The 23545-nt window shown below is 60.3% G+C and carries 23 protein-coding genes and 1 pseudogene; 13 read left to right on the top strand and 11 right to left on the bottom strand.

Annotated elements, in window-relative coordinates:
* Positions 1-3 precede the first annotated feature (3 nt).
* From QD357_RS29525 to QD357_RS29545, 5 genes and pseudogenes are all read left to right on the top strand, one after another.
* The gene (locus tag QD357_RS29525; protein ID WP_414125658.1) at positions 4-948 is read left to right on the top strand and encodes an HpcH/HpaI aldolase/citrate lyase family protein; all 945 of its coding nucleotides are present in this window, start codon (positions 4-6) and stop codon (positions 946-948) included.
* Positions 949-960: 12 nt separating this feature from the next.
* Positions 961-2145 carry a malate--CoA ligase subunit beta gene (locus tag QD357_RS29530; RefSeq protein ID WP_183941009.1) on the top strand — a complete coding sequence of 395 codons (1185 nt, stop codon included), beginning with the start codon at positions 961-963 and terminating at the stop codon, positions 2143-2145.
* A 14-nt stretch (positions 2146-2159) separates the two neighbouring features.
* On the top strand, positions 2160-3059 hold the full coding sequence (gene sucD, locus QD357_RS29535; RefSeq protein ID WP_414125659.1) for a succinate--CoA ligase subunit alpha: 900 nt from the start codon (positions 2160-2162) through the stop codon (positions 3057-3059).
* Positions 3060-3211: 152 nt separating this feature from the next.
* Positions 3212-3569, top strand: a pseudogene (locus QD357_RS29540) (hypothetical protein); the annotation flags it as partial.
* A 150-nt stretch (positions 3570-3719) separates the two neighbouring features.
* A complete protein-coding gene (locus QD357_RS29545; protein WP_414125672.1) occupies positions 3720-5021 on the top strand; it encodes an epoxide hydrolase family protein in 1302 nt (433 codons plus the stop codon).
* Positions 5022-5189: 168 nt separating this feature from the next.
* On the opposite strand, the gene QD357_RS29550 is transcribed toward QD357_RS29545, so the two are convergent.
* Positions 5190-5531: a hypothetical protein gene (locus QD357_RS29550; RefSeq protein WP_183941003.1), complete on the bottom strand. Its 342-nt coding sequence runs from the start codon at positions 5529-5531 to the stop codon at positions 5190-5192.
* Between the two features lie 138 nt (positions 5532-5669).
* Here QD357_RS29550 and QD357_RS29555 point away from each other — a divergent pair, with 138 nt between their 5' ends.
* Positions 5670-6152: an NUDIX hydrolase gene (locus tag QD357_RS29555; protein ID WP_414125660.1), complete on the top strand. Its 483-nt coding sequence runs from the start codon at positions 5670-5672 to the stop codon at positions 6150-6152.
* Between the two features lie 189 nt (positions 6153-6341).
* On the opposite strand, the gene QD357_RS29560 is transcribed toward QD357_RS29555, so the two are convergent.
* The 5 genes from QD357_RS29560 to QD357_RS29580 are packed head-to-tail and all read right to left on the bottom strand — an operon-like array spanning position 6342 to position 11188.
* Positions 6342-7574 (bottom strand): ABC transporter substrate-binding protein, encoded by a 1233-nt coding sequence (locus QD357_RS29560; RefSeq protein ID WP_183940999.1) that lies wholly within the window; start codon positions 7572-7574, stop codon positions 6342-6344.
* On the bottom strand, positions 7571-8566 hold the full coding sequence (locus QD357_RS29565; protein WP_183940997.1) for a branched-chain amino acid ABC transporter permease: 996 nt from the start codon (positions 8564-8566) through the stop codon (positions 7571-7573). Before QD357_RS29565 ends, QD357_RS29560 begins: the two co-directional genes overlap by 4 nt.
* The gene (locus tag QD357_RS29570; RefSeq protein WP_414125662.1) at positions 8563-9444 is read right to left on the bottom strand and encodes a branched-chain amino acid ABC transporter permease; all 882 of its coding nucleotides are present in this window, start codon (positions 9442-9444) and stop codon (positions 8563-8565) included. The genes QD357_RS29565 and QD357_RS29570 overlap by 4 nt, the downstream gene beginning before the upstream one ends.
* The gene (locus QD357_RS29575) at positions 9444-10154 is read right to left on the bottom strand and encodes an ABC transporter ATP-binding protein (protein ID WP_183940995.1); all 711 of its coding nucleotides are present in this window, start codon (positions 10152-10154) and stop codon (positions 9444-9446) included. The genes QD357_RS29570 and QD357_RS29575 overlap by 1 nt, the downstream gene beginning before the upstream one ends.
* Positions 10151-11188 (bottom strand): ABC transporter ATP-binding protein, encoded by a 1038-nt coding sequence (locus QD357_RS29580; RefSeq protein ID WP_414125663.1) that lies wholly within the window; start codon positions 11186-11188, stop codon positions 10151-10153. Before QD357_RS29580 ends, QD357_RS29575 begins: the two co-directional genes overlap by 4 nt.
* Here QD357_RS29580 and QD357_RS29585 point away from each other — a divergent pair.
* The 7 genes from QD357_RS29585 to QD357_RS29615 all read left to right on the top strand — a co-directional run bounded on the left by QD357_RS29585 (position 11172) and on the right by QD357_RS29615 (position 17282).
* On the top strand, positions 11172-12362 hold the full coding sequence (locus tag QD357_RS29585; protein WP_183940991.1) for a cytochrome P450: 1191 nt from the start codon (positions 11172-11174) through the stop codon (positions 12360-12362). The genes QD357_RS29580 and QD357_RS29585 overlap by 17 nt on opposite strands.
* The gene (locus QD357_RS29590; RefSeq protein WP_414125664.1) at positions 12362-13387 is read left to right on the top strand and encodes an amidohydrolase family protein; all 1026 of its coding nucleotides are present in this window, start codon (positions 12362-12364) and stop codon (positions 13385-13387) included. Before QD357_RS29585 ends, QD357_RS29590 begins: the two co-directional genes overlap by 1 nt.
* 128 nt (positions 13388-13515) lie before the next feature.
* Positions 13516-14445, top strand: coding sequence for an ABC transporter substrate-binding protein (locus tag QD357_RS29595; RefSeq protein WP_183940989.1), 930 nt, complete (start codon positions 13516-13518; stop codon positions 14443-14445).
* 21 nt (positions 14446-14466) lie between these two features.
* Entirely contained in the window at positions 14467-15135 is a 669-nt protein-coding gene (locus QD357_RS29600) for a 4-carboxy-4-hydroxy-2-oxoadipate aldolase/oxaloacetate decarboxylase (RefSeq protein WP_183940987.1), read from the top strand.
* On the top strand, positions 15128-15682 hold the full coding sequence (locus QD357_RS29605) for a cupin domain-containing protein (RefSeq protein WP_414125665.1): 555 nt from the start codon (positions 15128-15130) through the stop codon (positions 15680-15682). The genes QD357_RS29600 and QD357_RS29605 overlap by 8 nt, the downstream gene beginning before the upstream one ends.
* A complete protein-coding gene (locus QD357_RS29610) occupies positions 15679-16926 on the top strand; it encodes an NAD(P)/FAD-dependent oxidoreductase (protein WP_414125666.1) in 1248 nt (415 codons plus the stop codon). The genes QD357_RS29605 and QD357_RS29610 overlap by 4 nt, the downstream gene beginning before the upstream one ends.
* A 35-nt stretch (positions 16927-16961) precedes the next feature.
* Positions 16962-17282 carry a 2Fe-2S iron-sulfur cluster-binding protein gene (locus tag QD357_RS29615; protein ID WP_112400461.1) on the top strand — a complete coding sequence of 107 codons (321 nt, stop codon included), beginning with the start codon at positions 16962-16964 and terminating at the stop codon, positions 17280-17282.
* A gap of 474 nt (positions 17283-17756) precedes the next feature.
* Here the strand turns inward: QD357_RS29615 and pntB are convergent, their stop codons facing one another.
* The 5 genes from pntB to QD357_RS29640 form a co-directional block, all read right to left on the bottom strand.
* Positions 17757-19130 (bottom strand): Re/Si-specific NAD(P)(+) transhydrogenase subunit beta, encoded by a 1374-nt coding sequence (pntB, locus tag QD357_RS29620; RefSeq protein WP_183940984.1) that lies wholly within the window; start codon positions 19128-19130, stop codon positions 17757-17759.
* Positions 19131-19151: 21 nt separating this feature from the next.
* Complete coding sequence (locus QD357_RS29625; RefSeq protein ID WP_414125667.1) at positions 19152-20726, bottom strand: Re/Si-specific NAD(P)(+) transhydrogenase subunit alpha; 1575 nt, start codon at positions 20724-20726, stop codon at positions 19152-19154.
* A 30-nt stretch (positions 20727-20756) separates the two neighbouring features.
* Positions 20757-21884, bottom strand: coding sequence for an S-(hydroxymethyl)glutathione dehydrogenase/class III alcohol dehydrogenase (locus QD357_RS29630; RefSeq protein WP_414125668.1), 1128 nt, complete (start codon positions 21882-21884; stop codon positions 20757-20759).
* 142 nt (positions 21885-22026) lie between these two features.
* On the bottom strand, positions 22027-22956 hold the full coding sequence (locus tag QD357_RS29635; protein ID WP_414125669.1) for an electron transfer flavoprotein subunit alpha/FixB family protein: 930 nt from the start codon (positions 22954-22956) through the stop codon (positions 22027-22029).
* A gap of 25 nt (positions 22957-22981) precedes the next feature.
* On the bottom strand, positions 22982-23545 hold a 564-nt coding region (locus QD357_RS29640; RefSeq protein WP_414125670.1), incomplete at its 5' end, for an electron transfer flavoprotein subunit beta/FixA family protein.

Here is a 23545-nt window from a genome sequence, read left to right on the forward strand (position 1 = left end):
ATCATGAGCCACACCATCAACCACCTCCGCCGGCTGCGCCTGCAGCGCAGCGAGCTTGCCGTACCGGGTTCCAATCCTGATATGATCGAGAAGGCGGCCAATTCGGACGCAGATTATATCTTCCTCGATATCGAGGATGCCGTGGCGCCGCCGGACAAGGAGCGTGCCCGCACCAATATCGTACAGGCGCTGAACCAGATCGACTGGCGCGGCCGCGGCAAGACAATCTCGGTGCGCATCAACGGGCTGGATACCCATTATATGTATCGCGACGTCGTCGATCTGATGGAACAGGCGGGCGATCGCATCGACACGCTGCTCGTTCCGAAAGTCGGCGTCCCCGCCGACCTCTACATGGTMGAGGCCATGGTCAACCAGATCGAGATCGCCAAGGGCTACAAGACCCGCGTCGGCCTCGAGGCGCTGATCGAAACGGCGCTCGGCATGGCCAATGTCGAGGCCATTGCCTCTTTCGGCGGCCGGCTGGAAGCGCTGCATTTCGGCGTCGCCGACTATGCTGCAAGCCTCAAGGCCCGCACCGTCAATATCGGCGGGCTTAATCCGGACTATCCCGGCGATCAGTGGCATTTCGGCCTGTCGCGCATGACGGTGGCCTGCCGCGCCTACGGCCTGCGCGCCATCGACGGTCCGTTCGKAGATTTCTCCGATCCTGACGGCTATAGGGCCGCCGCTCGTCGGGCGGCAGCGCTCGGCATCGAGGGCAAGTGGGCGATCCACCCCAGCCAGATCGCGCTCGCCAACGAGATATTCTCCCCGCCTGAAAAGGAGGTCGATCGCGCCCGCCGCATCATCGATGCACTGAAGCTCGCTGAGAGCCAGGGCAAGGGCGCGGCATCGCTCGACGGCAAGATGATCGATGCCGCCTCCGAGCGCATGGCCCGCAATGTGCTCGCCACCCATGACGCCATTGCGGCCGGAACCAGATAAGAGGAGGAAGACATGGATATTCACGAATACCAGGCCAAGGAACTTCTTTCCCGCTACCATATCCACATCCCGCGTGGCGGCCTCGCCTACAGCCCGGAACAGGCAGCTTACCGCGCCAGCGAAATCGGCGGCGACCGGTGGGTGGTGAAAGCCCAGGTCCATTCCGGCGCCCGCGGCAAGGCCGGCGGCATCAAGCTCTGCTCATCCGACCACGAAATCGTCGAGGCCGCCGACGCCATGCTTGGCCGTAAGCTGGTGACCCACCAGACCGGGCCACAGGGCAAGCTCGTCAGCCGCCTCTATGTCGAGGAAGCGATGGACATCGAGCGCGAGATTTACCTTGGTTTCGTGCTCGATCGCAGATCCGAGCGCATCATGATCGTGGCCTCGTCCTCAGGCGGCATGGAGATCGAAGAGATCGCCGAGGCCGAGCCGGATTCGATCATCCGCGCAACTGTCGATCCCGGCGTCGGAATGCAGGATTTCCAGGCCCGCGAGATCGCCTTTGGGCTGGGCATCGACAATTCGCTCATCGGCCGCGCAACGCAGACACTGCTTGGCTGCTATCGCGCTTTCGTCGACTACGACGCCTCGATGCTGGAGATCAATCCGCTTGTCGTCACCAAGCGCGGCGATCTCGTGGCGCTCGACGCCAAGATGAGCTTCGACGAGAACGCGCTCTTCCGTCGGCCGCATATTTCCGAAATGCGCGACAAGAGTCAGGAAGATGTGCGCGAAACCTATGCTTCGGATCGCGGCCTTTCCTATGTCGGTCTCGACGGCAATATCGGCTGCATCATCAACGGCGCGGGCCTGGCCATGGCGACCATGGACATGATTAAGATCGCCGGCGGCGAGCCTGCGAACTTTCTCGACATCGGCGGCGGTGCCTCGCCCGAGCGCGTGGCAAAGAGCTTCCGCGCCGTGCTCCGCGACAGACAAGTCGAAACGATCCTCGTGAACATCTTTGCCGGCATCAACCGCTGCGATTGGGTGGCCGAGGGCGTGATCAAGGCGCTGCGCGAAGTCGGCGTTCCGGTCCCGCTCGTCGTGCGCCTCTCCGGCACCAACATGGAGGAGGGCCGTCGCATCCTCGCCAAGTCCGGCGAGAACATCATCGTCGCGGAGACGCTGGCGGAGGCTGCCGACAAGGCTGTCAGTGCCTGGCGTTCCTACACCGCAAACAAGGCTGCTTGAGGGAGGATCACGCCATGGCCATTCTACTTGACAAGAACACCCGCGTGATTGTGCAGGGCTTCACCGGCAAGATCGGCAGTTTCCACGCCGAGGATATGAAGCGCTACGGCACCAATGTCGTTGGTGGTGTCACTCCCGGCAAGGGTGGGCAGACCCATCTCGGCATGCCGGTCTTCAATACGGTAAAGGGTGCGATGCAGGAAACTGACGCCGAAGCCTCCATCGTCTTCGTGCCGCCGCCCTTTGCCGCCGACTCAATCATGGAAGCGGCGGATGCCGGCATCCGGCTCTGCGTCTGCATCACCGATGGCATTCCCTCCCAGGACATGATCAGGGTCAAGCGATATATGAGGCGCTACCGCTTCGAGGATCGCATGACCCTGATCGGGCCGAATTGCGCGGGCATGATCACGCCCGGCGAAGCGCTGATGGGGATCATGCCGGGTTCGATCTACCTGCCCGGTCGGATCGGCATCGTCGGTCGTTCCGGTACGCTCGGCTATGAAGCCGCAAGCCAGATGAAGGCGCTCGGCATCGGTGTTTCCACATCGGTCGGGATCGGCGGAGACCCGATTAACGGCTCGTCCTTCAAGGACATGCTCGAACTGTTCGAAAAGGATCCGAATACCGACGCCGTGCTGATGATCGGTGAAATCGGCGGGCCGCAGGAGGCGGAAGCCGCGCTCTGGGCGCGGGACAATATGAAGAAGCCGCTGATTGCCTATATTGCCGGTCTCTCCGCCCCGAAGGGCCGCCGCATGGGCCATGCCGGCGCGATCATCTCAGCTTTCGGAGAGTCGGCCCAGGAAAAGGTCGAGATCCTGAAGGGCGCAGGCGTCACCATCGTGCCGACGCCTTCGAGCTTCGGCGAAACGGTAGCCGAAGTGCTCTCAGCAATGAGCAAGGCCGCCTGACCCAACTCCCGAGAGCGAGATAAAAGCCTCATTGAGGCGGGTGCGGTTATCCGCACTCGCCATGTCTCGCAATCTGCCGATTTGATGCAGCGACGAGCGCGCAATTTTGCGCGCTCGTCGTCGTTATTGAGAAATCATCCAACCGCTCCCGACGGCACAAGTCGATCAATGTCGAGACGATCGGCAGCCTGACGGTGCAGCACCACGTCGAGACGCTTTGAGAAAAGGATCGCCTGATTCCGGAATCGGTTTCTGATATCTTCATGCCTACGGGGAGGATCGATCCAGGCCCTTTGGGAGCTGAGCGTCAGGGCGATCGACGCCGATCACTGTGAGTTCACCAACCACGTTCGATCTAGGGCCACGAAAGAGCTCAAGACCTTCCTCGACAGGCAGAAAATTCCGTTCGACGTTTTTCGTGCGCAACGGCAGCCGATGTCGATTGCTCACAACAAGGGTGAACCGCCGCTACTTGCGGCCAGCATCGAACGGGCAGCGTTGCGCAACTAGGCGCGCGCGCCCGGCAACTCGTTGGAGATTGAAAATGTCACAGCCAAACTATGCGAGGGAGTCCACAGCTCGGCTTTTGCCCATACCAGTCGTTGTCGAGGAGGCCGTGTCATGAACCCGTCGACCATAAGCAGTGCGGCGACAACCCAGATGGATGTCGTCGATCAGGAGAGGCGTGTCCTCATCGCCACCGCAGCGGCGAGCGTGGCTGTCGCCGGCCTCGCCAGCGTCTTTCCCATCACGCCGGCGCACGCCGCCACTGAGGAAGCGATCCGTCCCTTCCGCGTCGATATTGCTGAAGACGAGCTTGTGGAACTCCGTCGGCGGCTGAAGGCCACGCGCTGGCCGGATCAGGAGACCGTGCCCGATCAATCGCAGGGCATCAAGCTCACCAAACTCAAGCCGCTCGTTGAATATTGGGGCACTGACTATGATTGGCGAAAGGCGGAGGCGAAGCTGAATGCTTTTCCGCAGTTCATGACCAGGATCGACGACGTCGACATCCATTTCATCCACGTTCGCTCGAAGCACGCCAACGCACTTCCGGTCATCATCACGCATGGCTGGCCGGGATCCGTGTTCGAACAATTGAAGATCATCGGTCCGCTGACCGATCCGACCGCACATGGCGGGCGCGCCGAGGATGCTTTCGACGTCGTCATTCCTTCGCTGCCGGGCTATGGCTTCTCCGGCAAGCCGACAGAGACGGGCTGGAACCCGGATCGGATCGCTAAGGTCTGGGCAGAACTCATGCAGCGCCTCGGCTATACCCATTATGTCGCTCAGGGCGGCGATTGGGGTTCGCCCATATCCAGCGCCATTGCGCGGTTGGCGCCGGATGGCCTCGCCGGTATTCATATCAACCTGCCGGCAGTCGTGCCGCCAGATGTCGCTGCCGTGCTCGCCGTCGGCGGGCCGGCGCCCGCAGGGTTATCGGAACAGGAGCGTGCCACCTTCGATGCGCTCAGTGCCGGTGCCAAGAGCGGCGCTCGCTCTTACGCCATCATGATGGGCACACGCCCGCAGACGATCGCTTACGGGCTGTCGGATTCCCCGGTTGGCCTAGCCGCATGGCTGCTCGGCCACCCCGGCTTCTTGCGCTGGAGCTACAGCAAGGACGATCCGGAAAAGTCCGTGGATGATGTCCTCGATGACATTACGCTCTACTGGCTKACGAATAGTGCGGCGTCGGCAAGCCGGATCTATTGGGAGACGGGCGGCAGCAGCCCGGCCTTCTCGGGGCCGCAGAAGACCTCGGAAATTTCGCTGCCGGTGGCGATCACGGTGTTTCCGGATGAAAGCTATCGGGCGCCGGAAACATGGGCTCGCCGCGCCTATCGTAACCTCAGCTATTTCCACGAGGTCGACAAGGGCGGCCATTTCGCTGCCTGGGAGCAGCCGGAACTGTTTTCCGTTGAACTCCGCGCAGCATTCCGACCGCTGCGTGCCTGATACATTCTCAACCGCCTGCCGCCACCAGCCACTACGGGCGGCGGCGCAATCAAGAGCAAAGAAAGAGGTTTATCATGTCCAGACTTGCGATTATCGGCGAAATGGAAGCTGCTCCGGGCCGGCGAGATGAACTGCTCGCCATAAAAGAAGCCACAGATTTCCGCGGCGCTAGAGTTGCTGGGCAGGCGCCTGAATTTCCGTCGTGCGGCGCTTTGAGCTTTTGACGGAAGGGACGACTTCCTTATCTTCCTCGGCGTCCTCCTCGTCATGATCATCCGCCACACGAACCTCGTCCATGCGATGCTTGATCGCCAGAGCATAGATTGTGTCGAGCACATTCCTATCCGTCAGGTGAGGATCGGTAAGTGCCAAAAGCGATGCGCGGACGATCTTCTTGCTGGAGGTTTTCGGACAACGCTTCAAAACGAATTCGTATAAGGCATTTCCACTCAGACCCTCAGTTGCCCCATCGACGAGAGCCTCATAAATCTTCTTACGCTTGTCACCCATCGATTTCTCCTTCTCCTCGGCGACAATAGTCACTAAGCTGTCATAAACAAGGCTGCTGGACCTTTGCTCTCGAAGGAATGCGGTTTTCGTTCGGCCTTATTCTTGAGCATATTCGTTAAAAAGACGGTGGAAGCGACGATGACAATCGAACTCGTCCACGGCTGGACGCGGAATGATCACTTCGAATTGGCAACGCCCACACGGCAGATCGCGCAGGCTGGCGCCATCTGTTTGCGACAGCACGGTGAGTTCGGAGAGACCGAAGTTCTCCTGATCTCCAGCCGCAGCCACGGTGGCTGGGGCATCCCGAAAGGACATATCGAACCAGGTGAGACGTCATTTGAGGCGGCCCAAAGAGAGGCTTTCGAGGAAGCGGGCGTCATTGGCGAAGTGACGAAACAGAGGATTGGTTCGTTCTCTTACCACAAGGACAAGGAAGGGCGTCTCTTAAGATATGCAGTCGCCGTTCATCTCCTGTCCGTCCAGGATACGGTCATCGACTATCCCGAGAAGAATTCCCGTGAGGTGAAGTGGATGCCGATAACAACCGCCGGAAAAGAGTTGGCCTATAGCGGGCTCCGGGAAGTCTTCGATAAGGTGATCGCTCCGGTCTGCCCGTGAGCGTGGGTTCACACCCGTTCAAGAGCTTGACGAGTGACCTACACTCAGATGCAGAAATCATTTCCACATCTGAGTGGTGCTCGTTGAGGTGAAGCAAACGCGGTATCTCAAACGAGGCGGTCGCCCGAGAGCAAGTGCCAAATATGGTATGCAGGTGCCGGGGTTGCCGGCACCTGTTGGGAGGGAGAATTATTCGTGTGTTTTGCCTTCAAAGTTCAAAGCCCCACCGAGCGGTACGTATTCCCGGCCATCGAACTGGTATAGCTGGAGTGCTTCCACAGGGTAGATGTCGGATCCTTCCTTGGTCGTCATTGTGATGCCCTCTTGGAGCAATGGGTTCTTCCATCCGTTCATGTTGTGAACGACTTTCATCAGCTCTTCGCGGGTGGGGTCCTTGAGCTTTTCGAGGGACTGGATGAGCGCGTCGCCGATTGCATATCCGGTCTGGCCGATCGTGTTGGCGAAGACGAAGTTCACCTTGGCTGCTTTGATGGCGTCGAGATAGTGATCGACGCCTTCGTCGCCGGACTTCTGATCGCTGGTTATCGGCTTCAGGAAGTCGGAGGTGATGATACCCTTGGCATTTTCCAGGCCGACTGACTGGAGAACCGGATACGCCGACGACAAGTTGGTGACCAGTGTCAAAGGCTTCCAACCGCTTTCGGATTGGAAGCGGATGGCTTCGCCCCCCTGGCGCGGCGCGGCGATAATCACCAATGTATCGGCGCCGGAAGCTTTCAGAGTGTTTAGCTGGGTCTCGACAGTGGGGTCCTGCGATGTCACCGGCTGGCGTTCGATCACCTTGATGTTCGTTCCGTCGATTGCGCTATCGAAGGCCTTCATGAAGGTTTGGCCCGTCTCCGTGTTCAGATACAGGAAGGCCACCTTTGCGTCGGGCTTGTTGATCTGAAGGTATGCAGCAAATGAGTCTGCTTCGGTTGAAAACGACGGTACGAAGCCAACCTCCCATTCGGGTGCGTTCAGGGAGACGACACCGGAATACATGAAAACGTTCGGCACTTTCTTCTGCGTGATGTAGCGGCCGATCGCCAGATTGTTTGGCGTCGCGGCTGTGCCGACGAGAGCAAATACCTGATCTTTTTCGACCATCTTGCGGACATTCGCCAAGGTGCGCTGGGGATCAAGGCCATCATCTTCGATGACGAGATCGATCTTGCGGGTTTTGCCGTCGCCCATCTTGACGCCGCCTTCGGCGTTGGCCTGTTCGACCCGCGCCCGAATGCCTTCGGCGACGCCGCCGACGACCGCGACCGGTCCAGTCAGCGGTCCTGTGACACCAATTTTAATGGTGTCGTCGGTGACGCCCGGCGACGGTTCCGCTGCATTGGCATTGCTTGCCACGAGCAGTGCCGCGACGGCCAGCGGCATCGCGCATCCTTTCAGTACAGAGATAAATCTCATATCAGTTCCTCCCTTGTTTCAATTTGGCGTCGGCTACTCGCCATCCTCCGAAAAGTCATCGAGAGCCATTTTTCGATGAAGCCAGTKACCCCATTGCGCGCGACCATCATGATCAGGATCAGCGCGAGGCCGTAGATCAGGTTGCCGAGGCTCAGGTTGATGTCAGATGCCCAGGTCGGGACGAAGACCATGAACAGACCGCCGAGAAACGCTCCGACGATACTGGTGACGCCGCCGACAATGCTGCCGATCACGATGTTGATGGACAGGATTGCCAGGAACGACTCCGGGCTGATGAAACCGCTGATGATACCGAACACGCCACCGCCGAGTCCCGCGAGCGCCGAACTTGCGGCAAATGCCCAAAGACGGGTGCGTGTCAGGTTGATGCCGAGCGCCTGAGCAATTTGTGGATTATCCCGCTGTGCTCTAAGGGCGCGCCCGTTGTCGCCGAAGAGCATCAGCGAGACGAGCAGGGCACCGACACCCGCGCACGTAAGCGATATGATATAGAGCCACAGTTCGGGGCGATCCGAGAAGAAACTCGGAGCTTCGGGGGCGTCGATCGAAAGCCCCGATACGCCGCCGGTCAGGCTTTTCATCTTTAGCAGCAGTTGCGGGAACGCGGCCGCAATGCCGAATGTAACGATGGCCAGTTGCAAGCCCTGAAGCCTGAGTGCTGGAAGGCCGATGACCAGCCCAATCGCGGCTGCCACCGCGGCTGAGGCAGGCAGCGTCACKAGCGGCGAGACGCCGTAGGTGGCGTTGAGGATCGCGGTAACGTAAGCGCCGACACCGAACAGCGTTCCCTGTGCAAGGCAAATCTGCCCGGCGAACCCCATCAGTAGATTCAAACCGAGAATGGCGATGGCGTAGGCAATGGCAATCGCCACCTGTTGCAACGCATATCCCGGCGCAAAGACTGGGATCAGGATCGCGACGATCGCGAAGAGACCGAACTTGAGAGTGGCCGCGCGGACTCCATCATTCATAGCTTTGTCACCTTATAGGAACCGAACAGGCCAACGGGCTTCACAAGCAGGATGACCAGGGTGAGGGCGATCGGCACTGCGATGCGCATGTCGGCGCCGATAAATGAGAGGTAGCTGGCACCCAAGCTCTCGGCGACGCCGACGGCGAGGCCGCCGACGATCGCGCCAAGCGGACTGTCCCAGCCGCCGAGCGTCGCTGCAGCGAGCCCGTAAAAGAGGATTGGCGTCATCATTGTCGGGCTGAGGAACAGGCGGGGGGCAATGAGGATGGCGGCAAGCGCCCCGATGACAGCGGCAAAGCCCCATCCCAACATCAGCATGCGTTCGACGTTGACGCCGACCAGCACGCTTCGAGCATGGTCGAAGGCGGCCGCGCGCATCGACAGGCCAAGCCTGGTGAACCGGAAGATGATGCCCATTGCCAAAGCAATAACAAGAAGGATCGTCAGCGTGCCGATGGCGGAAGAGAGCACGCGAACCCCACCGATATTGAAGCCGCCGTCAGGGAAAAGGCTTGGGAACGAGAGCTGTTCGGCGCCCCACATCCACATGCACGCGGCTTGGAAGAGAACGAGGATACCAAGGGTGATAACGACGATTGCCTCCACCGGAGCGCTCATCATCGGCCGGATAATCAAGCGGAAAGTTACAATCCCAATAGCAAACGCCACAATGAGACTCGCGAGGAGGGCGAGCCAGAGCGGCGCACCCCAGTGCATCAACTGCCAGGCGACATAGGCGGAAAAGGTCGCCATCTCGCCCTGGCCGAAGTTGACGACGTTGGTTGCCCTGAAGATGAGGACGAGCGCCAGGGCCAGCGCGGCGTAAATTGCGCCCGTGGTCAGGCCGCTGACGACGAGCTGGAAGAAGAGGCTCATCAGGCAACTCCCAGGTAAGATTTCTTGATGTCTTCGTTGCCGATCAGCTCCTTTGCCGCACCGCTCGCGACGATCTGGCCGGCCTCGATGACGAAGGCCCGGTCGGCATATAGAAGGGTGATGTCGACATTCTGCTCGACCACGAGCAGCGTCATGCCGTGATCCTTGTTGAGCGTCTTGAAAATCGCCAGGATTTCCTGGGTGATCGAAGGGGCGAGCCCGAGCGATGGCTCGTCGCACATCAGAAGCTTCGGTCGGGACATGAGCGCGCGTGCCACAGCCAGCATCTGCTGTTCTCCGCCACTAAGGTTTCCCGCAAGCTGGTTGCGCCTTTCGCGCAGACGCGGGAATGTCTCGTACCAGCGTTCCTTGTCCTCCCTCACTTGGGATCGGTTGGACACGATCGTCGCTCCGAGCGACAGGTTTTCATCGACCGTAAACTCGGAGAAAGTCCCTCGTCCTTGGGGTATGTGCGCGATGCCGAGCGCGAGGCGCTTCTGCGCCACGATCTTGTCGAGCGCTTTTCCAGCAAAGGCAACCGAGCCCTTGAATGGGAGCAGTCCCGACACGGCGCGCAGGAGCGTTGTCTTCCCGGCCCCGTTGGAGCCGAGCAGGGCGACAAACTCGCCTTCGCCCACTGAGAACGAACAGTCGAACAGCGCCTGCGTCTTGCCGTAGAATACGGAGAGATTCTTGAGATCCAGCGTCATGCGGCCTTCCCGAGGTAGGCGGCAATCACCGCGTCGTTGGACTTGATTTCGGAAGGGGTGCCCTCGGCCAAGTTGCGGCCCAGGTGCAACACAACGATCCGGTCACAAAGGCTCATGACCAAGCCCATGTGATGCTCGATGAGAAGAATGGAGAGGTTCCGTTTGCGTCTGATACCGTCGACGAGCGATCCGAATTCGTGGACTTCGCCGTGCGTCAGCCCGCCGGCGGGTTCGTCAAGCAGAAGAATTTCAGGCTCGGCAGCAAGCGCGCGAGCAATCTCCATACGCTTTTGCAGGGGATAGGGAAGCGATCCGGCGGTGCGCGGGGCGAGCTCGGCCATGCCGACCTCTTCAAGCACCGCCATTGCCTTTTCGCGCGCGGACCGCTCCACAGCCCTTGCTCGGGATGGAGCGAAGATCGCTTGAGCGAATTTGCCGCCAAACTGATGATGTGCCCCGAGCATGACATTCTCCAGAACGGTCATCGAGGCATAGATACCAAGGTTCTGGAAGGTCCTCGCGATGCCCATTCCGATCATCTCGCGCGAAGCGACGCCCTCGAGCGGCTGACCGCCCAGCATGATCGATCCGCTTGTGTAATTAACAAGCCGGGTCGCCGCGTTGAGAAAGGTCGATTTGCCTGCGCCGTTCGGCCCGATCAAGCCACAGATTTCTCCTGCCTTCACGGAAACCGACACGTTGGTTAGGGCCTTGACGCCGCCAAATTGCACGGAGACATCCCGCGCCTCAAGCACAAGGCGCACCTCGGCGATGCTGCTGTTGCTCACTGATTTCCTCCCTTCCGAAGCGGTCTCTCCACGGCCTGTCCATTTCTCTTGTTGACAGCCAATCCCGCTTTGGATACCTATCAGTATCCGAAGACGTTTCGGTATGTCAAGCATCAATCGCGTGGCGATTGCTCCAAAAGGAACGTCCTGAGAATGCATGCCGTCGGGTTGGAGAACATGGCGGCGGGATTGGCGAAAACCTTGCGAAGCAGGGTGAGGGAGGAATTCAATGACGGGAACGAACACCGAACTGACGGGCGAAAATCTCTATAGGGACCCCTATCCCGTCTACGCGAGGCTACGCGCGGAGGAGCCTGTGGCCTTCTTCGAAGGGACGAAAGAATATTTCATTACGCGGTTCGACGACTGCCGGACGATCGGCGGCAACGACAAGGTGTTCGGACCGTCGGGCTCGGCGGACCGTCCGGAAGCCCGCGTCATGGGCATGCCGAACGTCCTGACCATGTCTGGCGAGGATCATCAGTGCCTCCGCCAGGGTATCGACGAGAATCTCACGCAGGAACGCGTGCGCTCGTTCGTCGAAGGTCTGACACGCCCGGTCGTGCAGCGTTACATCGACTCCATCAAGAAGAATGGTGAAGCGAACCTGACGACGGAACTCTTCGAGCCGATCTCGGTGCGGTGCATTGGCGATGTCATCGGTCTGACGGAGACGCCAAACGAAACCCTCGTCGAGTGGTTTCATGCGATGGCGCTGGGTCTGCAGAACGTCAGCAATGATCCGGCCATATGGAAGCGACTGGACGACGCGCTCGCCGACATCGACAAGCAGATGGGCGATCTTTACCAGGCGTGCCTGGCGAAGCCCAACCACTCGCTGCTCAGCCATGTCATGTATGGCGGCATGCCCAAGGGCGAGGTTCGCAGTTGGGAGGAGATTTCTCCGACCATGCGCGTCATCATCCTCGGCGGCCTTCAGGAGCCAGGCCATGCAGCGGCGAACGCCTGCACGGGTCTTCTTTCGAATCCCGATCAGGCGAAGCTTATGGCGGAGCAGCCGCAGGAAAACGCGATGCGCGCCTTCGACGAGGGTCTGCGCTGGATCGCCCCGATCGGCGTAACGCCGCGCATCGCCAAAGAGGATTTCGAGATCGCCGGCACGGTCATCCCCCAGGGGTCATCCGTCGCCATCGTCATGGGGTCGGCCAACCGCGACGAGACGCGTTTCGAAGATGCCGACCGCTTCGATATGTTCCGCAAGAAGAAGCAGCACCTGTCGTTCGGTTTCCGTCCGCACTTCTGTTCCGGCCACTTCCTGTCCCGTGCGATGGGCGAGATTGCGCTTACCGAGGTGTTCCGGCAGTTGCCCGATCTTCGTCTCGATCCGTCGCGGGAGGTCAAGGGCAAAGGCTGGCGGTTCCGTGGCATATCCGACCTCCCCGCGAAGTGGAATGCGTGATGTCGCTGATCATCGATTGCCACGGCCACTTCACGACCGAACCGCCGGAGCACCACGCCTTCCGCGCGACGCAAGTCGCCTATGCGGAAGGAAAGTCTTGCGAGCTCCCCGTCTATCCCGGAATCGCCGACAAGCAGTTGCACGATATCATTGAGGCGAACCAGCTTAAAATTCAGCGCGAGCGTGGTTCGCATGTGACGCTACTCAGCCCCCGTGCTTCCGGCATGGGACACCATGTACCGGGGCTGTCGGTCGCCAAGGAGTGGTCGCGCCTATCGAACGACAACGTTGGCCGGATCGTTGACATGTTCCCGGATAATTTCGCGGCGGTCTGCCAGCTTCCTCAGACAGTCGACGGCGACCTGTCTGATGTCATCGAGGAGTTGGAGCGCTGCGTCGAAAACGGTTTCGTCGGATGCAATCTCAACCCCGACCCATCAGGCGGGCGTTGGAGTGCGCCACCGATCTACGATCCATGGTGGGATCCCATGTGGGAGGCCATGGTCGCTCTCAGGGTCCCCGCGATGATCCACGTTTCGAGTTCCTGTGAGCGCTGCCTTCACATGACGGGCGCACACTACATTAACGCCGATACGGCGGTGTTCATGCAGTTGATTCAGGGAGACCTCTTCGAGCGCCATCCGGAACTCAAGCTCATCATACCGCACGGAGGCGGGGCCGCGCCTTATCACTGGGGCCGCTATCGCGGCCTGTCGATCATGCTCGAAAAGCCGGGCCTCGACACGCACCTCATGAACAATGTGTTCTTCGACACCTGCGTCTATCACCAGGCTGGCATCGATACGCTCTTCCGCGTCGTCGACACCAAGAACATCCTGTTCGGTTCCGAGCTGCTGGGCGCTGTGAAGGCGACCGATCCGGAGACCGGGCACCCGTTCGACGACACGAAGAGATACATCGACCATCTCGCCCTCGATGATCATCAGAGACAGGCGGTCTTCGAAGGAAACGCGCGACGGGTCTATCCGCTTTTGGACGAAAGGCTGCGCGGGCGCGGACTTTGAAGCCCAGAGCAGTTCCAGGAAAAGTGCGCAGCGGTTTTCCGTCCGGAATGCGTAAAAACAAAGGGATAGAGCGGGAAAGCGTTTCCGTGAAACGCTGACCGCTCTGGCGAATATCAGGGAGAAATCATATGGCTTCCAGCCAACATCTAAGCCTCGCAGGCGGGGCGCAAGGGTTCAACTGGCTCCCGGTCTTCGTGGCCGAAGAGCATGGAATTTTCGCTAAGCACGGGCTGGTGATCGAGTACAAGAAAATGGGCACCGTCGACAAGGCGACCACCGCTGTTGTMGAAGGCGAGGCCGATCTCGCGATAACCCCACCTGAAGGTGCCGTCTCGAACTTCGTCAAAGGCGGCGAGCTCAGGGTCATCGCCTCGAATTCCAATCGCCTGCCGATGTCGCTCGTCGCTCAGCCTTCGGTCAAGACGATCAAGGACCTCAAGGGCAAAAAGGTCGGCACCTCGTCACTGACAGAGGGCACGGCGATCTACACTCAAATGCTGCTGTCGAAGGAAGGCCTGCGGTATCCCGGCGACTACGAGTTCGAACTTGCCGGCATCCACACCAAGCGCTGGGAAGCCCTGCAGGCGGGGGAAATTGCCTGCGCCCCGCAGCCCGCGCCATGGAATTTCCTGGCCGAACGCGAAGGCTACAACCTGATCGGCGAGATCAACGATGTCATTCCCGAGATCGTCTTCGCCGCTGTCATCGGCCGCAAAAGCTGGTTGGACGGTAACCGCGATGTGGTCGGCCGTTTCCTCAAGGCGCTGTTCGAGGCCTATGCAATAACAAACGACCCGAGCCGTGACGACATCACGCTTCCGATTTTCCAGCGAATTACCACGAAAGACGACAGCGAACTCGCCTCACGCGGCCTTCACTACATGCGCGACATGGGCATGTGGCCCGGCGATCTTTCCATTCCGCAAGCTGCGATGAATGCCACGGTCGACTTGATGATCCGCGCCAACCTGCTTGACGAAGCAGCCAGATCGAGCGCCGCAGGCGTGTTCGAGCGCAGCTTCCTCCAGGGCGCGGTCGGCTGGTTGAAATACGTTTGATTGCATCTCGGGAGGCTCCCAATGAAGGTAATGACCAAGACACCGCGGACGGATCGCGAGATATGCGAAGCCCTGGGCAAGCTGGGTGTCGCCACAGTCCATGAAGCGCAAGGCCGCAAGGGATTGCTGGCCCCGCATCTGCGCCCCGTGATCGAGGGCGCGCGCATCGGCGGCACGGCGCTCACATGCGAGGTGCCACCGGGTGACAACTGGATGATCCATGTCGCCCTTGAGGTGGCGCAGCCCGGCGACATCCTGGTCGTCACACCGACCTCGCCGTGCACGGACGGATATTTCGGCGATCTTCTCGCGACATCCTGCAAGGCTCGCGGAATTCTAGGACTCGTGATCGATGCCGGCGTACGCGATGTCGCCGACCTCAGGTCCATGAACTTTCCCGTCTGGTCGAAGGCGATATCGGCCCAGGGCACCGTCAAGGAGACGTTGGCAAACGTTCAGGTCCCCGTGGTCTGTGCCGGAGCCTATATCGAGCCAGGCGATGTCATCGTCGCCGACGACGACGGAGTGTGCGTGGTCAAGCGCGACGAGGCCGCGACGGTCCTCGAAAAAGCGCGCAAACGCCAGAAAATGGAAGACGAAAAGCGCGGTCTCTACGAGTCGGGCCAACTGAGCCTCGACATTAACAACATGCGTCCGCAGCTTGAGGCGAAAGGCCTGATCTATGAATAGGGCAACGGAACTGCGCATACCCCGGCGCGTCGTCACAGGGATTAGCAACGGCAAGTCGGTGTTCATCAGCGACGGCCCCGCACCCAATGCCCACGCATACGCTTCTGTGCCGGGCCACCTTACCTCGGTCCTTTATGCAACTTCGGCGAAACCCAGCCTTCCGCAGGGTCATGCGGAGCAGGCGCCGCCGCAAATCCTGATCACCCCCGAACCGGGTGAGACGAAGCTGATGATCGTCGTCTTCCCGCCGGACTCGGTGTTCGCGACCGTCGATCCGGCGGCCGCCTTCAAGGAACAGGCGGTGCATATCCCCGGCCTGATCCAGGCGTTCGAGCCCGACACACCCGGTATGCACACCACCAACACAGTGGATTACGACATTGTCCTCGATGGCGAGGTCTGGCTCGAACTCGATGACGGCGCCGAAACGCTGCTGAAGCAGGGCGACGTCGTCGTCCAATGCGGCACGCGCCATGCCTGGCGCAACAAGGGCGACAAGCCCGCGACCATGTGCTTCGTCCTCATCGGCGCTGAAAGAAAGTCATGACAATGACGCGGGAGGACAACAATCGCTTCTTCGACTGCATCATCGTCGGCGGCGGGCACGGCGGCGCGCAGACAGCGGCAGCGCTCAGGCAGTCCGGGTTCGGTGGGACCATTGCGCTGATCAGCGCCGAGCCGGAAGTCCCCTACGACCGCCCTTCGCTGTCGAAGGAATATCTCGCAGGCAAGAAATCCTTCGAAAGGATGCATCTCAGGCCGCAGGATTTCTGGGCCTCGCGACAGGTGGAACTGATGCTGGGCCAGCGTGTAACCACCGTCGATGCGGCAGCCCATGTCGTCGTCACGGACCTCGGCGAACGCTTCTCCTATGGCAAGCTCGTCTGGGCGGCCGGTGGCGAACCGAGGAAGCTTTCCTGCCCCGGCAGCGAGCTGGCCGGAATCTGCTATATCCGCAACAAGGCGGATTGCGACGCGCTCGTCGAAGTCCTGCCTGACGCCGAAAGGATCGTGATCGTCGGCGGTGGCTATGTCGGTCTCGAAGCGGCAGCGGTATTCCGAGAGATCGGCAAAGAGGTCACTTTGGTCGAGGCGCTCGACCGCGTACTCGCGCGGGTGGCCGGGGAGCCGGTATCGAGGTTCTACGAAGCCGAGCACCGCGCACATGGCGTCGACATTCGCCTCAACTGCGGTGTCGGCTCTCTGGAGGGGGCCAGCGGCCGCGTCAAGAACGTGGTGCTTGCGAACGGCGAGAAAATCCCAGCCGATATCGTCGTGGTCGGTATAGGCATTATCCCTTCAGCCGGCCCGCTGATCGAGGCGGGCGCGGAAGGCGCAAACGGTGTGGATATCGACGAGTTTTGCCAGACGTCTCTGCCGGACATTTACTGCATCGGAGACTGCGCCCGGCTGAGACAAGGCCGTGGCATTCGCATTGAATCTGTGCAGAACGCGACGGATCAGGCGACGACCGCTGCGAAGGCTATCTGCGGCGAACTCAAGCCATATGATGCGACGCCCTGGTTCTGGTCCAATCAATACGATTTGAGGATGCAGACAGTTGGTCTGAACTACGGCTTTGACAGCGTGGTGACACGCGGTAATCCCGCTAGCCGGAGCTTTAGCGTTATCTACCTGAAGGACGGGGCGGTGCTGGCCCTCGATTGCGTCAATGCATCTCGCGACTACGTGCAAGGACGAAAGCTTGTCGACAGCTCGGCGAGGATCGACCGCGACGCGCTCGCAGACACATCGAAACAACTCAAGGAACTTAGCCTCGAAGCGCTGTGAGGCATTCGAGGGCAGGAATGAAAGTGGAGGAAAAAATGTCTATGATTTCAGTGCGTACGCGGGACGGAGAGCTGCACAGTTTCGAGGGAAGAGTGGGCGCTTCGCTGATGGAGAATATCCGAAACGCGGGCTTTGATGAGCTGCTTGCAATGTGTGGCGGGTGTCTTTCCTGTGCTACCTGCCACCTCTACGTCGAGGAATTGCCAGAGACCGCAAGCCTGGCAGCGCCCTCGATCGACGAGAGCGAGTTGCTGGAGGGCTCCGACTACCGCCAAGAGAACTCGCGGCTTTCCTGTCAGATCCCCTTTGACGAGACTCTCAGTGGAATCGTCGTTCGCATTGCCCCCGAAGAATAGCAGCAGATCGTCTCGCATCAGGGGCGGATCTCGAGGATCATACGCTGAGCGGCGAGCCAAAATCACCGTTTAGTCGCACTCGAAATGGATGCTCCGAACGACAGTCGAGCGACTTCCGGCAGTCAGATATTTCATGGCTGAATTTCGGGCTGAAGAACGCATCAATAAGACTCCGTCCGCGCCCATGGCACTCCTAGCCATGGGGCGTTGCGTCATTCCGCTCATTTATTCGATAACACAGGTCACCTTCTAGTTTGCAGGCGATCTCGCTATCTGACACAAACCGTTCGAGCGGCCTTAGCCGGATGTGGACGGGTCCGTCTCCACAACCTATCGCGCGCTGATGTGGTCGGGCGACCGAATGAACTATCCAGAACGCGCAAAGGCAGCCTGCCGGTGAAGGTCTTATGGCTGCCGAGGAACGCGTTTCTTTGAGAACATTTCTTCAGTTGGTGGCGGCACTCATCATCGAACTTAGGCCAGCCTCGGAAGCAGGCCGTTGACCGACTCTTTGGCGTCGCCGTAGTACATGCGGGTGTTTTCCTTGTAGAACAGTGGGTTCTCGATCCCGGAATAGCCGGTACCCTGGCCGCGCTTGGAGACGAAAACCTGCTTGGCCTTCCAGACCTCGAGCACGGGCATGCCCGCGATCGGTGAGTTCGGATCTTCCTGGGCGGCCGGATTGACGATGTCATTCGAGCCGATGACGATGACGACATCGGTCTCGTGGAAATCGTCGTTGATCTCGTCCATCTCCAACACGATGTCGTAGGGCACCTTGGCTTCCGCGAGCAGAACGTTCATGTGGCCAGGCAGGCGGCCTGCAACCGGATGGATCGCAAAGCGCACGTTCTTGCCGGCTGCGCGCAGCTTGCGGGTGAGTTCCGAAACCGCACTTTGAGCCTGCGCGACCGCCATGCCGTAACCTGGAACGATGATGACCGAGTCGGCGTCGTTGAGCGCCGCGGCAACGCCTTCGGCATCGATGGCAACCTGCTCGCCCACGACTTCCATTGCCGGCCCCGAGGCATTGCCGAAGCCGCCGAGAATGACCGACAGGAACTGGCGGTTCATTGCCTTGCACATGATGTAGGACAGAATCGCGCCCGACGAGCCGACGAGCGCTCCGGTTACGATCAAAAGGTCGTTGCCGAGGAGGAAGCCCGTCGCCGCCGCCGCCCAGCCGGAATAGGAGTTGAGCATCGAAACGACCACCGGCATATCGGCACCGCCGATGGCCATKACAAGATGAGCGCCGATAACAAAGGCAATCAGCGTCATCAGGTAGAGCGACCATGAACCCGCGCCATTCATGTACACGATCATCAGCGTCAGCGACACGAGCACCATCATGATGTTGAACATGTGCCGACCGGACAGGATGAGTGCCTTGCCGCCGATGTGGCCGGAAAGCTTGCCATAGGCGATGATCGAGCCGGTGAAGGTCACCGCACCGATGAAGACGCCTAGGAAGATTTCCGCTTCATGGATGATCTTTTCCGCATTGGTGGCGAACTCATGCGCCGTCATGTCGGAGTTGAGGCCGATCAGCACGGCAGCAAGGCCCACGAAGGAGTGTAGCGCTGCCACGAGCTGCGGCATGCCGGTCATTTCGACGCGCTGCGCTAGTAATGTGCCGACGACAGCACCAACGACGAGCATGATGATCAGGACGACGGAAAGCCCGACGCCTGGCCCGAGGATGGTCGCGAGTATGGCTAATGCCATGCCGACGATGCCGTACCATACGGCGCGCTTGGCGCTTTCCTGACCGGAAAGGCCACCGAGCGAAAGGATGAAGAGAACGGATGCGGCGATGTAGGCCGCGGTCTGGATACCGATAGACATGATTCTGATCCCCGGCCGGCGTCACGACTTTTGGAACATGTTCAACATGCGCCGGGTGACCATGAAGCCGCCGACGATATTGATGGTGGCGATCGCCACCGAAACGGCGGCAAGGGCTGTCACCAGCCAGCCGCCCGCTGTGATCTGCAGCAGCGCACCGATGATGATGATCCCGGAAATCGCGTTGGTCACGGCCATGAGCGGCGTATGCAACGAATGACTGACGCCCCAAATGACCTGGAAGCCGACGAAGCAGGCAAGCGCAAAGACGATGAAATGGCCCATGAAGGCCGACGGCGCATAGGCGCCGATAAGTGCCATGAGAAGGCCGCCGACGACGAGCAGGCCGACCTGCTGGCGCGTCGCCGACTTGAAGGCGGAAGCCTCAGCGGCACGGCGTTCTTCCGGCGTCAGCTCCTTGGCCTTTTCTTGTCGTTTCTGGGCTGCAATTGCCTGGATCTTTGGCGGCGGCGGCGGATAGGTGATCTCGCCTTCAAAGGCCACAGTGGCCCCGCGAATAACATCGTCTTCCATGTTATGGACGAGAACGCCATCCTTCTTCGGGGTCAGGTCCGTCATCATGTGACGGATATTCGTCGAATAGAGGGTCGAGGCCTGCGCGGCCATGCGGCTTGGGAAATCGGTGTAGCCGATGACGGTGACGCCGTTCTCAGAAACGATCTTCTGATCCGGAATGGTCAGGTCGCAATTCCCGCCGCGTTCGGCCGCAAGGTCGACCACCACGGAGCCCGGGTTCATCGCAGCGACCATGTCGGCGAGCCAGAGCTTCGGCGCGTCGCGGCCTGGGATTAGCGCAGTGGTGACGACAATGTCGATGTCCGGTGCGATCTCGCGGAACTTCCTCAGTTGCGCTTCGCGGAATTCCGGGCTCGATGGGGATGCATAGCCACCCGTTGTCGCGCCGTCCTGCTGCTGTTCCTTGAAGTCGAGGAAGACGAATTCCGCACCCATCGATTCGATCTGCTCGGCCACTTCCGGGCGAACGTCGAATGCGTAGGTGATGGCCCCGAGCGAAATGCTGGTGCCGACGGCGGCAAGACCGGCGACGCCAGCGCCTATGACCAGAACCTTGGCCGGCGGGATCTTGCCGGCTGCGGTCACCTGGCCGGTGAAGAAGCGGCCGAAATTATTGCMGGCTTCGATCACGGCGCGATAGCCTGCGATGTTGGCCATGGAGGACAGCGCGTCCATCTTCTGGGCGCGCGAAATGCGCGGCACCATGTCCATGGCAATCACGTTTGCGCCGGTCGCCTTCGCTTGCTCAAGAAGCTCCTTATTCTGCGCAGGATAGAAGAAGGAGATCAGCGTCTTGTTGCTCGAAAGCCTTGCTATTTCGCTTGGCTCCGGCGGGCGCACCTTGGCGATGACGTCTACGCTTGCAAAAAGCGCTTCAACGCTGTCGACGATCCTGACGCCGGCTGCGCGATAGGCGTCGTCGGAGAAGCCGGCAAGTTTGCCGGCGCCGGTTTCGATGGCACATTGATATCCGAGTTTCTGAAGCTGGGTGGCGCTGTCCGGCGTCATCGCGACGCGTGCTTCCCCCTCAAGCCGTTCTCGTGGTGATCCAATGATCATGTAATTCCCCTCTTAGAAAGTTGCTGATCGTCAATAGACGACAACACCTCTGACACTCTCGCCGGAATGCATGAGCTCAAAACCCTTGTTGATGTCTTCGAGCGGCATGGTGTGGGTGATCATCGGATCGATCTGGATCTTGCCTTCCATGTACCAGTCGACGATCTTCGGCACATCGGTGCGGCCACGGGCGCCACCGAAGGCCGTGCCCATCCAGCTACGGCCAGTGACGAGCTGGAACGGACGCGTCGAAATCTCCTGGCCGGCACCGGCAACGCCGATGACCACCGACTTGCCCCAGCCGCGATGGCTTGCCTCCAGCGCCTGGCGCATCACCTTGGTGTTGCCGGTGCAGTCGAAGGTGTAGTCGGCGCCGCCGATCTGGTCGGCACCACGCTTCGTCATGTTGACGAGATAAGGAACGATGTCGTCGCCGACCTCCTTCGGATTGACGAAATGTGTCATGCCGAAACGTTCGCCCCAGGCCTTCTTGTCATTGTTGAGATCGACGCCGACGATCATGTCGGCACCGGCAAGCTTCAGGCCCTGGATGACGTTAAGGCCAATGCCGCCGAGACCGAAGACGATGGCGGTTGCGCCGATCTCCACCTTGGCGGTGTTGATGACCGCACCGATGCCGGTGGTGACACCGCAGCCGATGTAGCAGATCTTGTCGAAGGGGGCGTCCGGGTTGACCTTGGCAACGGCAATCTCCGGCAGCACCGTATAATTGGCGAAGGTCGAGCAGCCCATATAGTGATGGATCTTGTCCTTGCCGATCGAGAAACGCGAGGTGCCGTCCGGCATCAGACCCTGGCCCTGGGTGGAGCGGATCGCGGTGCAGAGATTGGTCTTGCGSSWSAGGCASGASGGGCATTCGCGGCATTCGGGCGTATAAAGCGGAATGACGTGATCGCCCTTCTTCACCGAGGTGACACCCGGTCCGACGTCGACGACGATGCCGGCACCTTCATGGCCGAGGATCGCCGGAAACAGGCCTTCCGGATCGGCGCCTGAGAGCGTGAAATCGTCGGTATGGCAGATGCCGGTTGCCTTGACCTCGACCAGCACTTCGCCGGCCCTTGGGCCTTCGAGCTGAACGGTMATGACTTCCAGCGGTTTACCGGCGGCAACGGCGACGGCGGCGCGTACGTCCATGGATTTGCTTCCTTCCCTCATAGTGTTAGGTGGTTCACATATTTCGGACAGACCGGCCCCTAAGCGGGCCGGTCGCCGACGATCACCACGTCAAATTTCGACTTCGCGTTCACGCAGATCGCCGGCGTCGGTCATTCCGATATCACAGCGCCTTTTCGAGTTCGGGCAGTGCCTCGAACAGATCGGCGACAAGGCCGTAGTCGGCGATCTGGAAGATCGGCGCCTCTTCGTCCTTGTTGATGGCGACGATGACTTTACTGTCCTTCATGCCGGCAAGATGCTGGATGGCGCCGGAAATGCCGCAGGCGATATAGAGCTGCGGCGCCACCACCTTGCCGGTCTGGCCGACCTGCCAGTCGTTCGGCGCATAACCGGCATCGACGGCCGCGCGCGAGGCGCCAACCGCCGCACCAAGCTTGTCGGCAACCGGCAGGATGACTTCCTTGAACTTTTCCGCCGAGCCGAGGGCGCGGCCACCGGAGATGATGATCTTTGCAGACGTCAGTTCCGGACGATCCGAGGTCGACAGTGCGTCGGCAACGAAGGTCGACAGACCGGGATTGGCGACCGCCGCGATCGCCTCGACGGTGGCCGAGCCACCTTCGGCTGCCGAGGCGAAGGAGGCGGTGCGTACAGTGATGACCTTCTTGGCGTCGCTTGCCTGCACCGTCTGGATGGCATTGCCGGCATAGATCGGCCGCTTGAAGGTATCGGAGGACACGACTTCGATGATTTCCGAGACCTGGGCGACGTCGAGCAGGGCTGCAACCCGCGGCATAACGTTCTTGCCGACCGAGGTGGCGGCCGTGATGATGGTGTCGTAGCTTGCCGCCAGCGACACGATGAGATCGGCAAGCGGCTCGGCGAGATTGTTGGCAAGCTCGTCGCTTTCCGCGAGCAACACCTTGGAGACGCCGGCAAGTTTGGCCGCCTGCTCGGCCGCCGCCTTGGCGGCCTTGCCGGCGACGAGAATATGGATATCGCCGCCGATCTGGCTTGCTGCCGTCAGCGCCTTGGCGGTCTGGTCGGAAAGGCTTTGATTGTCGTGGTCAGCCAGAAGAAGAATGGCCATGGTGAAGTTCTCCCTTTCCTATCCTTTAGAGCACGCCGGCTTCGGTCTTCAGCTTCTCGACCAGCTCGGCGACCGACTTGACCTTGACGCCGGCCTTGCGGCCGGACGGCTCCTCGGTCTTCAGCACCTTCAGCCGCGGCKYSGTCGASACACCGAAGTCGGCCGGKSYCTTCTTGTCGAGCGGCTTCTTCTTCGCCTTCATGATGTTCGGCAGCGAGGCATAACGCGGCTCGTTCAAGCGAAGGTCTGATGTGACCACGGCTGGAAGCTTGACCTCGATCGTCTGCAGGCCGCCGTCGACCTCGCGGGTCACCCTTGCTGTACCCTCTGGCGCCTTGCCGTCGCCGATCTCGATCTTCGAGGCAAAGGTCGCCTGTGCCGAACCCAGCAATGCTGCCAGCATCTGGCCGGTCTGGTTCGAGTCATCATCGATCGCCTGCTTGCCGACGATGATCAGGCCCGGCTGTTCGGCATCGGCCACACCCTTCAGGATCTTTGCGACAGCCAGCGGCTCGACCTGATCGTCGGTCTCGACCAGGATGGCGCGATCGGCCCCCATGGCAAGCGCGGTGCGCAGCGTCTCCTCGGC

Origin of the sequence: Rhizobium sp. BR 317 (genome assembly GCF_047445835.1) — a bacterium.
Classification (GTDB): Bacteria; Pseudomonadota; Alphaproteobacteria; order Rhizobiales; family Rhizobiaceae; genus Rhizobium; species Rhizobium paranaense.